Here is a 12,867-nt window from a genome sequence, read left to right on the forward strand (position 1 = left end):
GGCTGCAACAAGGCGATTGACCGTACAACCACACAAGGCATCACCAAGCCTCGCTGCGAGCAGCTTGGGATCTCAGATCAAACCCCAGTAGCGCCGAGCCTCTACCCGCAGGGACAGCATCCTCTAGGTGGTCTGGGATGAGACACCGGCGCGCTCCTTTGAACGCCGGCAATGAGAGCGAGGCCGTGCTCGTGCGAGTTACCCGGGAGAAAGATCAGGGCTGTTCGGCCAGCGTGCGATGTCCCTTGGCTTGGTCCCAGATGAGGATGCGGCGATCTCAGTTACTGCGCGGGTCCGAGCTTCCAGTCGGAGTCACCGGACGGGCAAGCAAGGCCCTTGAAGCGAGTTTCTCCCTCGAGCGTCCGCTGGGTGGTGACAAAGGCGCGGCATGAACTTTCGGGATCAACGCCGATTTCTTCGATCACGCCCGCACTTCCGGTCGAAGGGTTGGCCCAGGCAAGGGGCTTCACTCCGACAGGGCCGCGGCTAACTGTATCTGCGATAACCGCCTGATCCGTCTTCGCGGGCGTCGGGATCGACTGACTGACGGCGGCGGTTTCCAAAGGCTCCACCTTGGTGCATCCTGCCAGCAGCAAAGCCAGAACGGCCAATTGCAATGAGCCTATGTTTTTCCGCGTCATCTAGACTTTCCGATGATAGTTCTCCCGCATCGTAGCGTGCATTTCTGGCAGCAAGCTTAGGAGCTACTATAGAAATGGGAACAGTGCCAGTCTGTTCCGTGGAATCTGCCGTTTTTGCTGGCGCGTTCCACCGCAATCTGACCTTTTCCCGACACCGGCCGCGCTCGATGTTGATGCTGGTGCATGTCTCATCGGGGCCTTCGGGAAAGGGTTTCTATGGCCGCCGACCTTGGCTTAAACGCAATCCGAACGGTTACCACATGTCTGACGGGCAAGCCAATTCCTTACCGCAGCCACAGATGCGGGATGGCGCGGCTTACGTGGCGAGACGACGTAAAAGTCGGTGCCAACGGTGAGTTCCGTCGGCAGTACGCGGAGAAGGCGCCCCGCCGCCAAGTCGTCCTCCACGAAGAAGGTGCTTGTCAGAGCAAGGCCCTGACCGGCAATCGCGGCCTCTATCGCCAGCGACGTCTGATTGAACCGGATGTTCTTGGCGCCTGCCAGTGGGGTGTGCGGAAACGCCAACTCGAGAAACTGCGGCCAAAGGTCGTGGCCGTCGTGAAGGAGGGGATAGTGTGCGAGGTTGTCGCCCTGAGAAGGGCCGCCGAGCTTCTCCACCAGCAGGGGACTGCCGACGGCAATGATGATGTGATTGAACAAGAGCTCAGCGTTCAAGTTCGGTCCGAAGGGCGGTCGGCCATGGCGAACCGCGAGATCGACTGCGTCGGTCTGGAAATTGGCAATACGATCACTCGCCAGAATGCGCAGATCGATGTTGGGATGAGTTACTGTGAAGTCCGGCAGGCGCGGGATCAGCCACTTCGAGGCGAATGTCGGCGTAACGCTGATCGTCAGGTGAAGCGGCTCCGGCTTCAGCGTTTCGGTTGCCTCCGAGATCAGTTCAAATGCGCGGCGGATATTCGTCACGTAGCTTTGGCCCGCCTCAGTCAACGAGAGCGTTCGTGGAAGCCTGTCAAACAGCTTCAAGCCTAGCTCTGCTTCCAAGCCTCGTATCTGCTGGGCTACTGCTCCTTGGGTCACCCCGATTTCCTCCGCTGCCAGGCGGAAGTTCAAATGCCGTGTAACCACCTCGAACACGCGAAGGCCGTTGAGGGAGGGAAGACGCCTGATGCCTTCTGCCATTCGATAGATTTTCTACTGCTTGCCGGGAACGGAACTGGTTCGCACTGATGTCGTGCCAGTGATATCACACTTCACAGGCAACTGTAGACCGCAATGGTGTGCGGGTCCTCTTTAAGACAGGAGAGCGCGATGTCAGTAGAAAAGGTAGCGGTGATCACGGCCGGCGGCAGCGGAATGGGCGCTGCTGCCGCGAAGCGTCTTGCGGCCGACGGGTTCAAGGTGGCAATCCTTTCATCGTCGGGCAAGGGCGAGGAACTCGCAAGAACACTGGGGGGTGTCGGTGTAACCGGCTCCAACCAATCAAATGACGATCTCCGCAAGCTCGTTGATCTCGCAATCTCCACCTGGGGACGCATCGATGTGCTTGTGAACAGCGCGGGCCACGGGCCCCGTGCCCCCATCCTCGACATATCGGACGAAGACTGGCACCGGGGTATGGAGGTTTACCTCCTGAATGTCATTCGCCCGACGCGCCTCGTGACACCGCATATGCAGAAGCAGAACGCCGGCGCCATCATCAATATTTCCACGGCATGGGCGTTCGAGCCGAGCCCGATGTTCCCAACGTCGGCCGTGTTCCGTGCTGGGTTGGCGTCGTTCACCAAGATATTCGCGGAGACTTATGCGGCCGAGAACATCCGCATGAACAATATCCTTCCCGGCTGGATCGACAGTCTTCCGGCAACAGAAGAGCGCCGCGATAGCGTTCCGATGAAGCGTTACGGCACGAGCGAGGAAATCGCCGCGACCGTTGCGTTCCTCGCATCGAAGGGAGCAGCCTATATGACGGGGCAGAACATTCGCGTCGACGGTGGCCTGACCCGTTCAGTGTAACCGGAAAAAGGCTTGCTGAGTGCGTCGCCGTTTGGATCGGCGCACTCAACAACTCGCCCCAGCGGATCTGGCTGCTGGGAATAGGAATGTCCACTAGAAGTGGATGACCGCCCCGATGATTGGGCCGTGCTGGATCATGTCGTAGGTGAAGCCGTCGTTGCTGTAGTTGACGCCGAGCGCGCGATACCCGGCAACGGCAGAGACCGTGTTGTTGAATTTGTAGCCGACACCGGCGAGCACATCCCAGTCCAGATCGGCGCCGCCGCCGCCGATCATCGCCGAGCCTGTCAGAAAGGCCTTGTCTGTCAGCAGGTAGTCGCCTCTGGTTTTGTCGGCGGGTTTCGGAATGTGGTGCGCCGAGACGCTCCGGCAGGTTCGAGGGGTACAGGACTTCGGCAGTCTACTTCATCCCCGCCAGAACCTTTTTCGCTCCATCAGTTCATCCAGAGACGATTGGGCAGCGTTGACAAGCTTCTCGCTGTTGCCGGCAACCAACAAGGATTCGGCGTCGGGATGCGAATCCAGCTCCAGATTGTGAATGACGGTGGGTGCGGTTGCCATGTCGTTGAGAAGGCCGAGTTCGTCCTGCAATTGTTCCATCGTTTTGATGAACTTCGCGTACCGTCGCTCTGCCTGTTTGCTGCTGAACAAGGAGGTCAAGAATTCGCTTGCGTATCTGAGCTTCTTCGCGGCCTTGCGCGCCTCGTGCCGGTGTTCGTTGTCAGCTTCGACAAGAGACCTGCCCCGTTTTTTCAACTTCTTGCGTTGGCGGTCGAGAGCCTCGATTGCGAAGTCGACGATCGGCCCGTCGCGGACCTCTGCGGTTTCCGCCAGCGTGAGATACGCTCCGCAGTGGAGCCATTCGTTGAGGTCGAGCATAAGGGCTTTGGCACGCGAACCGTATAGCGCGTTCAACACCTCTTCATAGGCGCTGTCGCGCGCTTCAAGCAGACGGCTTTTGATCTCGCCGTTTCCGACCCTTGTGACCATTACATCGATGTTCCGCGCTGCGCCGAGAACGCCGGCCAACCACCTCAATTCCTCCTTGAGCCGCTCAGATTCAGGATCGACCAGCATTGCCTTGTAGAGCGAGAAGGCAGACCGCAGTCGCCTTAGCGCCACGCGAGCTTGGTGGAGTGCGAGTGGATTCGCGTTGTCCAGGAGGATCGATTCGTTCAGTCGGAAATGCCGAAGACACGCTTCGGCGATGACTTGGAACGAAGCGGAGACACGTAGACCGCGATCAAGATGCACGGGGTCGGCCTTGTACATCGACGCTTGCTCGCCGACCAGGCGGTATCCTCGCTCGGCTTTTGCCGAGACACCAATGCGAATCGGGACAAGGGCTTCTATCTTGCGGGCGACGATGAACAGCGCGCTTGGCTTGCCGTCCTTCAGCTCCAGCTCCAGTTCTCTTATCTGCATCTGGCGGTCGCCGGCGGCAATCAAGCCCGTGTCCAGGGCAACTTCAATCTTGCTTCCGTCCTCCTCTACATCCCACCGATGCCGTTTCACGAAGGTGGAGAACTGTCGGACGAGATCGCTGCCCTCGATATCAAGTTCAGCTCTCAGCGGCGTCGTGTAATCAATCACAGGCGTGTTGCCTGCTACCGGGACCTCCCATTCGGAGCGCGCAAAAATGGCGTTGTTCGAGCCGGTTGCCTTGACGGTTTGGACATGCGCTTCGCCAACCTGACGAACTCGCAGCGAATAACCACCGCGCCGCACTTGTTGGTCGGGAGTGTCAAAGTAAATGGAAGTCAGGGAATCCACAGAAACGGGATCGCCCAGCAAGCTGGACGTCAACAATGTCTCGGCTGCATCGGCGCTCAGTTCGAGCTTCAATTCTGTTTCGGTTGCCAACGGCGGTCTCCGCTCGGTCGCATGATGGTGGGGACGCAATCTTGTGACTAGAAATAGAGCGGTGCCATCTGGACAAAACGACCTGATGACAAAAAAACGTCAGCAGCAATGCAACTGCAGGATACTCACAGGAAACATCGCAGCCGAAGGTCGCCGCCCCTCCGACGTGCAGCGACATCCTTTCGATCATCTCGCGCTGGGCGCCTGATGGACGGTGGTACCTACACCGGCGTTAGGAGGCAGCTTGGCGAGCCGCCGTATCCAGCGCTGCAAAGTCCTCTTCCTCGAGGGTAATGTTTGCCGCCGCTACGTTTTCCTCGAGATGCTTCACCCTGGAGGTTCCGGGAATTGGCAACATCACAGGGCTGCGCTTGAGCACCCAAGCGAGCGCGATCTGACTCGGCGTAGCCTCATATTTCCTTGCCAGCCTGTCGAGGATGGAACCAGGGCGGGCCAACTCGCCTGCCGCCAGTGGGTACCAGGGAATGAAGCCGATGCCCTCGCGCTCGCAGTAATCAAGCACATCCTCGCTGCCTCGATCGACAAGGTTGTAGCGGTTCTGAACTGTCGCGACAGGAAACACCTTTCGAGCCGCCTTAATGTCTTCAACCGAAACTTCGCTCAGGCCAGCATGGGCAATGAGGCCCTGGTCCAAGAGCATCTTTACCGCGCCGAATTGCTCGTCGCGCGGAACCTTGGTGTCTATGCGGTGCAACTGCCACAGATCGATCCGCTCGACTCGAAGTTTCTTGAGGCTGCCCTTCGCTCGCTCGAGTAGATAGTCCGGCCGCCCGTTCGGCGTCCAGATATCCGGTCCTTCGCGGGTCAGACCTGCCTTGGTCGCAATCAACAGCCCCTTGTAGGGATACAGCGCTTCGCTGATGAGTTCCTCGGACACGTCGGGGCCGTAGGAATCGGCTGTATCTATGAAATTGACGGCAACCTCGGGCAGGCGGCGCAAGGTGGCCAATGCTCCTGCCTTATCCGCAGGCGGTCCCCAGATACCTGGGCCCGTAACACGCATGGCACCGAAGCCAAGACGATTGATGGTTATGTTGCCGATCGAAAATTGACCCGATGCAGCTGCTGAGATCGTGGAACTATCTGGCACTGACCTTCTCCCGGTTGCCTATCTGGTTGGGTGGCTTTACTCGGGGTTTAAGGTGGAGCGGGCAGGGAGTAATACAAGTCGTTCTGTGCAGCCCGTCATTGCCCTGGACAAACGTCCCAACGGTGGCTGAAATGCTCCAGGCCCCGAAGCTCAGCGGTGGCTCCGGGGTCCGGGTTTCATGGCTGAGTAGCGCCAACCGCACGTCCGGAAATCAACCGCAGCCACGGCGGCAGGTGAAAGGCGCACATCAGCAGGTACATTGCCGTCATGCCATCCATTGGAAATGCGCCCTGCGTTGCGGAGCAGATCATATCTGCTCCGCCGCTTGCCATCGTGACGATCGCCATGATGGCGAAGGTTGGCGCTGCCGCAAGGCATAGCCACTCGGCGATGCTCACTGCATTCTCGGTTGGCGGGTCGGCCAATGCGCTACGCCCTGTCTGGTTCGAGGAAAGCATGAGTGTCATTCCGGGCCATATTCGTCGTGGCGCCGCCACCAGATCCCCTGTTCGTTTCGGCCCAGGGGGGCGCGGTCGAGCCATTGATACACGCCCCAAATACCGTCCAGGCCGCGGGCATAGCTCGAATAGGTGTGGTAGACCACGCCATCCTCGAGTACGAAGGCGCTGAGACCCGGCCGGTCGCGTGTGTAGGTAGCGATGTCGGTTCCGGTGGACGCCGCGATCTGGGCGATCGGGCTGTCGCTGCCTTTCAGGTTCCATTCCTGAACGGTCTGGCCTCTCGGCGGCCCCGCCAGCGGCGGTTCATGGCGATAATTGTACTCTATCCCGCCCTCGCGCTGTTGCTGCTCGCTGAACAAGACGCTGAAGTCGAGGTTGAAATCGCTACCGAAGGAGGAGGCCCAATCGAAGGTCCATCCCATCCGCTCCTTGAAGGCCTGCAGCTTGGGAAGCGGCGCGCGGGAAACGGCGGTGAAGGCGACGTCATGGTTTTCGAGATGGACGACAACGCCGTTGAAGCCGTCCGCGATCGACGAGCAGGAGGGGCATCCGGCAGTATAGTCAGGGCCGAACATGAAGTGGTAGATGAGCAGTTGCGAACGGCCCTTGAAGAGGTCGGCCAGCGAAGCGCTGCCGCTGTCAGTCTCGAACCGGTAGTCCTTGTCGATCCGTACCCAGGGCAGTTCCTGTCGGCGTTGCGCCAGCATATCGCTGCGCCGCGTTAGTTCCTTTTCTTCGGCGAGCAGTTCGAGCCGTGCCGCAAGCCATTCTTCGCGTGTGCCTGTAATATGCATCGTCATCATACTTCTCCTCTTGATGTCTGTTGACGTAGCATGCCGCCAGTTGCGGCTGCTTGGTGGTCGTGAGCAGACTAGGGCCGGAGCGGGCGAGGGTGGGAGTTACAAGTTTGACGGGATTTCGATGGACTCGATGATCATCGCCGCGGCGAGGCTGCTTGCGACCGGTGATCTTCTCGGCGCCTTGAAGAGGGTAGCGCTGCGCAACGATGCGCCCGCCCTTGCGCTTCGCGGCATCGTGATGGCGCAGCTTGGCGATCTCGTCCGGGCAAAGGCTCTGCTGAAGATGGCTGCCCGTGCGTTCGGAGCAAGGGAACCCGTTGCACGAGCGCGCTGCCTCGTTGCCGAGGCGGAAATCGCGCTCGTCTCGCGTGATCTGACCTGGCCGGCCAAGACACTTACCGCCGCGCGGGAAGTGCTGGAGGCGCATGATGACCGCTTGAACGCTGCCCATGCGCGGCATCTCGAGGCCCGGCGGTTGTTGCTCATAGGCCATCTCGACGAGGCTGAACGCCTGCTCGCGGGTGTCGATCCGGCGCCGCTTCCGCCTCCGTTGCGGACTGCCCACGAACTGGTCGTTGGCGGGATTGCCATTCGTCGTCTTCGCACGAGTGCGGCACGCGCGGCCCTGCGTCGTGCGGAAAATGCTGCGCGCGAGGCCGGTTTTCCGGCCCTCGACGCGGAAGTCGAGGCAGTGTCCCACGTTCTGAAAACACCGGCAGCGAGGCTGATCGGGCAAGGTGACGAGCGATTCCTGCTGCTGGAGGAGGTCGAGGCGGTGTTGACGTCAGGGGCGCTGGTCGTCGATGCATGCCGTTATGTCGTGCGAAATGGCGACGAGCTCGTTTCGCTGACGACGCGTCCGGTCTTGTTCGCGCTGGCTCGTGCGCTTGCGGAGAACTGGCCAGTAGACGTATCGCGGAACATCCTCGTTGCCCGAGCGTTTGGCGCGAAGGATGCCGATGAATCGCACCGCACCCGGCTGCGTGTTGAAGTCGGGCGTCTGCGCGGTGAGCTTCACCGCATAGCGGATATCAAGGCAACCAAGGACGGCTTTGTGCTGGCGCCGCGTCGCGCCAGCGAGGTGGTCATCCTGGCTCCGCCCGTCGAGGAGCAGAATGGTGAGATCCTCGCATTTCTGGCCGATGGGGAGGCTTGGTCGAGTTCGGCACTGGCAATTGCGATCGGAGCGAGCCCGCGTACTGTGCAGCGGGCGCTTGATGCACTAGCGGAAACAGGCAAAGTGCACTCCTTCGGGCGCGGGCCCGCGCGCCGGTGGACGATCCCTTCGTTGCCCGGGTTCCCGTCAACTTTGTTACTCCCAGGTCCTTTGCCCAATGACTAGGATTGGCCCATGAAACACTCAAAAGCTGAAATCCTTCGTGAATATGGCCCCTTTCCGGATGTGAACCAGGTGGGCGGCGTCACCTATGACGGCCAGCATGTCTGGTTCGCATCCGGCGACAGGCTTAATGCCCTCGATCCCGATGTTGGTGAGGTCGAGCATACAATCGCCGTTGCGGCGCATGCCGGAACCGCTTTTGATGGGCGCTATCTTTTCCAGATTGCCGAGGACCGGATCCAGAAGATCGATCCGAAGACCGGCGAGGTGCTCTCGACGATCCCGGCTCCCGGCAATGGCGGCGATTCCGGGCTCGCCTGGGCGGAGGGGACGCTTTGGGTGGGAGAGTATCGTGGCCGGAAGATCCATCAGATCGATCCGGAGACCGGCACGCTTCTTCGCAGCATCGAGTCCAACCGTTTCGTTACCGGGGTGACCTGGGTCGATGGCGAGCTCTGGCACGCTACCTGGGAAAGCGATGAGAGCGATGTCCGACGCATTGACCCCGAATCCGGACGGGTGCTGGAACGCATCGACATGCCGGCGGGCATAGGCGTATCGGGACTTGAGTCCGATGGCGCGGATCGGCTGTATTGTGGCGGTGGCAACAGTGGCAAGGTCCGTGCCATCCGCCGGCCCAGCGCCAGCCGGTGCTGATCTCTCCTTGTCCGGCGCCGGTGAAATTTCGCTGAAACCGTCTAATCCAATGTCCTGCGGAAGCGGCGGACAGCAATCAGCATGGCGACTGCCATCAGGCAGGCGAGGGCGATCGTGTCGTAGGCAAGGATCTCGATACTGGCGCCCTTCAGCATGATCGCCCTGACAATCCGGATATAATGGGTCAGCGGCAGGGCCTCGCCGATCCATTGCGCCCATTTCGGCATGCCGGCGAACGGAAACATGAAACCCGACAGCAGGATGTTCGGCAGGAAGAACATCATCGCCATCTGCATGGCCTGCAACTGATTGGCAGCGATCGTCGAGAAGGTGTAGCCGATCGACAGATTGGTGATGACAAAGAGCGTGGTCGCAGCCGCGAGCGAAGCCGGGTTGCCGAGGATTGGAATGCCGAAGACAAGCAGGCCGGCGGCAATAATAAGCAGCGACTGGACGAGGCCGATCAGCACATAGGGCGCAATCTTGCCCAGCATGATTTCCAGCGGCTTGATTGGCATGGAGAGCAGATTCTCCATTGTGCCGCGCTCGATCTCCCGGGTGACGGAGAGGGCCGTGAAGATCAGCAGCGTCATCGTCAGGATCGTGCCGAGCAGTCCGGGTACGATGTTCAGCGTCGATGAACCGGCCGGATTGTAACGGCGGTGCTGGACGATGGAGAAGGCGGGCTTGGTTGGTTCGGCGAACTCGACCTGCCTGTCGTTGGCGAGCGCCGACGTCACGATGCCGGAAAGCGCACCCAGCGCCGAGTTCGACGCGACCGGATCGGTGGCATCGGCAGCGACCAGCAGCGATGGCGTATCGCCGCGCCGAAGCGAGCGCTCGAAGCCGTTGGGGATCTCCACGACGAACAGGGCCTTGCCGGATTCCAGAAGCGAATCCATGTCTTCGGCTCGGGTGACGACATAACGGATCTGGAAGAAATCGGTATTCTCCAGCGCCGCCAGTATCGACCGGCCGACGTCGGTGTTCTCGCGCATCAGCACTGCGGTCGGCAGATTGTGCGGCGTCGTGTTGATTGCAAATCCGAAAAGGAACAACTGCATGATCGGCAAGGCGACCATCGTCGCCAGCGTTATGCGGTCACGGGTCATCTGGATGAATTCTTTGATGGTCATCGCCCAGAAGCGCCCGAATGAGATCCCGTTGCCGTTGTGATTGCCGTTCGCCGTTGTCGTCGTCATTGGAAATTGTCCTCCGAGCGGCGCATCAGATCGATGAAGGCATCCTCCAGCGTCGCTTCGCCCTCTTGCCACTTGAGATCGGACCGTTCTCGGTATGGCGCGATCGCTTTTTCAAGCGCCTTGGGGTCGCGGCCGGCAACATGCAGGCTGGTCCCGAAGGGCGCGACCATGTCGACACCCGGCTGGTTCTCGAGCTCGGCTTGGAGACGTTGCACGCCCGACCCGGAGGCGGTCCAAGTCACGAGACCGGTGCTCGCGATTACCTCGTCCACCGTTCCCTGCGCCAGCAGTTTGCCGTAGGCGATATAGGCGATCTCATGGCAGCGCTCTGCCTCGTCCATGTAGTGGGTGGAAACCAGCACCGAGAGACCGTCGGCGGCGAGCGCGTGTATCTCGTTCCAGAAATCCCGGCGGGCCTTTGGATCGACACCGGCTGTGGGCTCGTCGAGGAGAAGCAGAGCGGGGTCGGGTAGGATGCAGGCGCCGAGCGCGAGGCGCTGCTTCCAGCCGCCCGAGAGTTCTCCGGCAAGCTGCCCTTCGCGCCCTTTCAGGCCAAGACGCTCAATCGCGGCGCTTGCTTTGCCGCGAGCATCCGCCAAGCCGTAGACGCGGGCGACGAACTCAAGATTCTCCCGGATTGACAGATCCTGATAGAGCGAAAACTTCTGCGTCATGTAGCCGACGCGGCGGCGGATGCGATCGCTTTCGGTCAGAATGTCGAAACCCAGGCATGTGCCGTCGCCACTGTCCGGTGTCAGCAGGCCGCAGAGCATGCGGATCGTCGTCGTCTTGCCGGAGCCGTTCGGACCGAGAAAGCCGTGAATGCGGCCTTTCTTCACGGACATGGACAGATCGTCGACCACCTTTCGGCTTCCGAAACTTTTGGTGAGGTGATGGACGTCGATCACCGTTTCAGGAGTGTCGACCACCGTTGCCGTGTCGCTCATGGACTGGCTCCCGCGCTGACATGCACCGGCTGGCCAGGGCGCAGCGCGTTCGGATCGGTGGGGATCGCCTCGACGCGGTAGACGAGTTTGGCGCGCTCCTCGAGGCTGTAGATGACCGGGGGTGTATATTCGGCGGTCTTTGCGATGAAGCTGATCTTTGCATCGGTGGGCTGGCAGGCATTACAAGCGACGCGGATCGATTGACCCAGCGAGAACAACGCGATCTCGGTCTCGGGCACGAAGAAGCGGATGCGGACGTTTTCTGGCGGCAAGAGCGCGACAATCGGTCGGCCGGCAGGGACGACCTCGCCGGTGCGGTAGTAGATCGTTTCAATGCTGCCCGTTGCCGGAGCCGACACGAAGCGGCGCGCGAGCGCAGCTTCCGCCGAGGCTAGATCGGCCTTCGCCGCGGCGACGGCTTCCCTCGATTGGCGCAGCATTTCAACGCGGGCCGGCAGATTGGCAAGCGTGATCTGGCTGCGGACATTGTCGAGGACGGCGCGGTTGGCGGCTTCCGTGGCCGTCGCCGTATCGAGGGTCGCCTTCGTCGCAGTGCCGCGCTCGACGAGCACACGGGTGCGGTCGAGGTCTTGCGATGCCAGCTCCAGCCGGGCGATCGCCTCACGTTCGCTGGCGCGCAGCATGTCGATCTCTTCCGGCCGCTTTTGCTTGGCTTCGGCGAGCTCCAGTTCGGCCTGCAGGCGGGCCAGTGAAGCGCGTGCGGCGCCGACGGCGGCCTCCTCGCTCTGAGAATCCAGGCTGAAGAGCGGCGCACCGGGCGCAATTGCCTGGCCCTCGGCTACATCGAGCTTGACCACGCGGCCGCTCGTGTCAGCGCCGATGAACAGCGTGTCGGCCTCGATCCACCCCTGGTAGGCGCGCTGGGATCTGTCGGAGAAAAGGAGGGGCAGGGTGGCGAGCGCCACGGCGGCCACGATGACGACGATGAGGATCCGTTTCATATCGTGCCTCCTTCCGGCACGAAGAGCGTGTCAAGGAACGTGTCGAAGAGTTTCTGCGTATCGAGGTGCTCGTAGCCTTCGAAAAGCGTCGCCCAAATGATCGACATCACTGCCGGCGCCATAACCAGTTGCGGGACATCAGCGACAGCGAGATTGCGCAGTTCACCGCGCGCTGCGGCGCGGGCAAGCAGGACGCGTATGATCGCGAGGCCTTTGGTGATGATCTCGCGGTAATAGAATTCGGTCACAACGGGGAACATCGGACCCTCGGCGAGGATCAGCCGCAGCAGATGCCGGCGCTCCGTCTCCAGAACCTGGTGCTTGAAGAGCCCATAGAACATTGACACAGCGGCACGCGCCGGGATGGCCTCGTTCTGGACCATGCCGCCGACTTCACCGAGGAGAGGCGTCGCGATGCCAGACACAAGCTCGATGAAGAGCCGCTCCTTGTCGGGGAAATGCAGATAAACCGTGCCTTTGGCGATGCCGGCGCGGGCCGCGACATCCTCCATGCGGGTCGCGGCGAAACCGCGTTCCGCGAAGCAGGCGAAGGCGGCGGCCAAAATCTCGGCCCGACGCTGCTCCGGATCCCGTCTTTCTCGCTTTTTCTCTGGCATCGTTTCTGTTTTCTATTATGACTGACTGGACAGTCATTATCATTATGCGTGCTTTTTTGCAAGAGAATATTGAACACGCCAGTGTTCCCGAGCCCACGCGGTTGGAGATTCAGGCGGCCGAGATAATCGGTTTCGGGTGCAAGGATGCTGTTGATCAACGCTGATCCGCACTGGATCGCGTTTTAGTATCGCCCCGAGTAGCGCTTCTCCACGAAATGGGCAGATAAAACGGTGTGTTGCCTTTTTGCGTTCCGAGGCGTCAAGTGCGTCAGGTAAGATGAAAGCAGCGT

13 protein-coding genes and 1 pseudogene are annotated in these 12,867 nt (G+C 60.7%); 3 read left to right on the forward strand and 11 right to left on the reverse strand.

Going from position 1 to position 12,867, the window contains the following annotated elements; translation table 11 throughout:
• Positions 1-281: 281 nt before the first annotated feature.
• Both ATY79_RS29175 and ATY79_RS29180 read right to left on the reverse strand, forming a co-directional pair.
• Complete coding sequence (locus tag ATY79_RS29175) at positions 282-641, reverse strand: RT0821/Lpp0805 family surface protein (protein ID WP_088695171.1); 360 nt, start codon at positions 639-641, stop codon at positions 282-284.
• Between the two features lie 234 nt (positions 642-875).
• A complete protein-coding gene (locus tag ATY79_RS29180; protein WP_189637270.1) occupies positions 876-1,784 on the reverse strand; it encodes a LysR substrate-binding domain-containing protein in 909 nt (302 codons plus the stop codon).
• Between the two features lie 129 nt (positions 1,785-1,913).
• Here ATY79_RS29180 and ATY79_RS29185 point away from each other — a divergent pair, with 129 nt between their 5' ends.
• Positions 1,914-2,618, forward strand: coding sequence for an SDR family oxidoreductase (locus tag ATY79_RS29185; protein ID WP_088695170.1), 705 nt, complete (start codon positions 1,914-1,916; stop codon positions 2,616-2,618).
• Between the two features lie 93 nt (positions 2,619-2,711).
• Here the strand turns inward: ATY79_RS29185 and ATY79_RS29190 are convergent.
• From ATY79_RS29190 to ATY79_RS29210, 5 genes and pseudogenes are all read right to left on the reverse strand, one after another.
• Positions 2,712-2,942: pseudogene (locus ATY79_RS29190) on the reverse strand (hypothetical protein); the annotation flags it as partial.
• Between the two features lie 81 nt (positions 2,943-3,023).
• On the reverse strand, positions 3,024-4,481 hold the full coding sequence (locus ATY79_RS29195; RefSeq protein WP_088695169.1) for a CHAD domain-containing protein: 1,458 nt from the start codon (positions 4,479-4,481) through the stop codon (positions 3,024-3,026).
• Between the two features lie 232 nt (positions 4,482-4,713).
• Positions 4,714-5,592 (reverse strand): aldo/keto reductase, encoded by an 879-nt coding sequence (locus ATY79_RS29200; protein ID WP_088695168.1) that lies wholly within the window; start codon positions 5,590-5,592, stop codon positions 4,714-4,716.
• A 176-nt stretch (positions 5,593-5,768) separates the two neighbouring features.
• On the reverse strand, positions 5,769-6,050 hold the full coding sequence (locus ATY79_RS29205; protein ID WP_088695167.1) for a hypothetical protein: 282 nt from the start codon (positions 6,048-6,050) through the stop codon (positions 5,769-5,771).
• 5 nt (positions 6,051-6,055) lie between these two features.
• The gene (locus ATY79_RS29210) at positions 6,056-6,853 is read right to left on the reverse strand and encodes a thioredoxin family protein (protein ID WP_088705723.1); all 798 of its coding nucleotides are present in this window, start codon (positions 6,851-6,853) and stop codon (positions 6,056-6,058) included.
• 121 nt (positions 6,854-6,974) lie between these two features.
• Between ATY79_RS29210 and ATY79_RS29215 the strand changes: the two genes are divergently transcribed.
• Both ATY79_RS29215 and ATY79_RS29220 read left to right on the forward strand, forming a co-directional pair.
• The gene (locus tag ATY79_RS29215) at positions 6,975-8,195 is read left to right on the forward strand and encodes a helix-turn-helix domain-containing protein (protein WP_088705724.1); all 1,221 of its coding nucleotides are present in this window, start codon (positions 6,975-6,977) and stop codon (positions 8,193-8,195) included.
• Between the two features lie 9 nt (positions 8,196-8,204).
• On the forward strand, positions 8,205-8,849 hold the full coding sequence (locus tag ATY79_RS29220) for a PQQ-binding-like beta-propeller repeat protein (protein WP_088695164.1): 645 nt from the start codon (positions 8,205-8,207) through the stop codon (positions 8,847-8,849).
• Positions 8,850-8,890: 41 nt separating this feature from the next.
• Here ATY79_RS29220 and ATY79_RS29225 read toward each other — a convergent pair whose 3' ends face one another.
• Genes ATY79_RS29225 through ATY79_RS29240 form a run of 4 tightly spaced genes read right to left on the reverse strand, consistent with a single transcriptional unit; the run spans position 8,891 to position 12,577 of the window.
• Complete coding sequence (locus ATY79_RS29225; protein ID WP_088705725.1) at positions 8,891-10,051, reverse strand: ABC transporter permease; 1,161 nt, start codon at positions 10,049-10,051, stop codon at positions 8,891-8,893.
• Positions 10,048-10,998 carry an ABC transporter ATP-binding protein gene (locus ATY79_RS29230; protein ID WP_088695162.1) on the reverse strand — a complete coding sequence of 317 codons (951 nt, stop codon included), beginning with the start codon at positions 10,996-10,998 and terminating at the stop codon, positions 10,048-10,050. Before ATY79_RS29230 ends, ATY79_RS29225 begins: the two co-directional genes overlap by 4 nt.
• Positions 10,995-11,960, reverse strand: a complete 966-nt coding sequence (locus ATY79_RS29235; RefSeq protein WP_088695161.1) for an HlyD family efflux transporter periplasmic adaptor subunit — start codon at positions 11,958-11,960, stop codon at positions 10,995-10,997. The genes ATY79_RS29230 and ATY79_RS29235 overlap by 4 nt, the downstream gene beginning before the upstream one ends.
• The gene (locus ATY79_RS29240; protein ID WP_088705726.1) at positions 11,957-12,577 is read right to left on the reverse strand and encodes a TetR/AcrR family transcriptional regulator; all 621 of its coding nucleotides are present in this window, start codon (positions 12,575-12,577) and stop codon (positions 11,957-11,959) included. The genes ATY79_RS29235 and ATY79_RS29240 overlap by 4 nt, the downstream gene beginning before the upstream one ends.
• Between the last annotated feature and the right edge of the window lie 290 nt (positions 12,578-12,867).

Origin of the sequence: Rhizobium sp. R693, from assembly GCF_002211315.1 — a bacterium.
GTDB lineage: Bacteria > Pseudomonadota > Alphaproteobacteria > Rhizobiales > Rhizobiaceae > Rhizobium.

What these genes read in the sequence shown, in the direction of transcription:
- ATY79_RS29175 (WP_088695171.1), bottom strand. Translation starts at nt 641, where the DNA reads ATGACGCGGAAAAACATAGGCTCATTGCAATTGGCCGTTCTGGCTTTG.
- ATY79_RS29180 (WP_189637270.1), bottom strand. Translation starts at nt 1,784, where the DNA reads ATGGCAGAAGGCATCAGGCGTCTTCCCTCCCTCAACGGCCTTCGCGTG.
- ATY79_RS29185 (WP_088695170.1), top strand. Translation starts at nt 1,914, where the DNA reads ATGTCAGTAGAAAAGGTAGCGGTGATCACGGCCGGCGGCAGCGGAATG.
- ATY79_RS29205 (WP_088695167.1), bottom strand. Translation starts at nt 6,050, where the DNA reads ATGCTTTCCTCGAACCAGACAGGGCGTAGCGCATTGGCCGACCCGCCA.
- ATY79_RS29210 (WP_088705723.1), bottom strand. Translation starts at nt 6,853, where the DNA reads ATGACGATGCATATTACAGGCACACGCGAAGAATGGCTTGCGGCACGG.
- ATY79_RS29215 (WP_088705724.1), top strand. Translation starts at nt 6,975, where the DNA reads ATGGACTCGATGATCATCGCCGCGGCGAGGCTGCTTGCGACCGGTGAT.
- ATY79_RS29220 (WP_088695164.1), top strand. Translation starts at nt 8,205, where the DNA reads ATGAAACACTCAAAAGCTGAAATCCTTCGTGAATATGGCCCCTTTCCG.
- ATY79_RS29225 (WP_088705725.1), bottom strand. Translation starts at nt 10,051, where the DNA reads ATGACGACGACAACGGCGAACGGCAATCACAACGGCAACGGGATCTCA.
- ATY79_RS29230 (WP_088695162.1), bottom strand. Translation starts at nt 10,998, where the DNA reads ATGAGCGACACGGCAACGGTGGTCGACACTCCTGAAACGGTGATCGAC.
- ATY79_RS29235 (WP_088695161.1), bottom strand. Translation starts at nt 11,960, where the DNA reads ATGAAACGGATCCTCATCGTCGTCATCGTGGCCGCCGTGGCGCTCGCC.
- ATY79_RS29240 (WP_088705726.1), bottom strand. Translation starts at nt 12,577, where the DNA reads ATGCCAGAGAAAAAGCGAGAAAGACGGGATCCGGAGCAGCGTCGGGCC.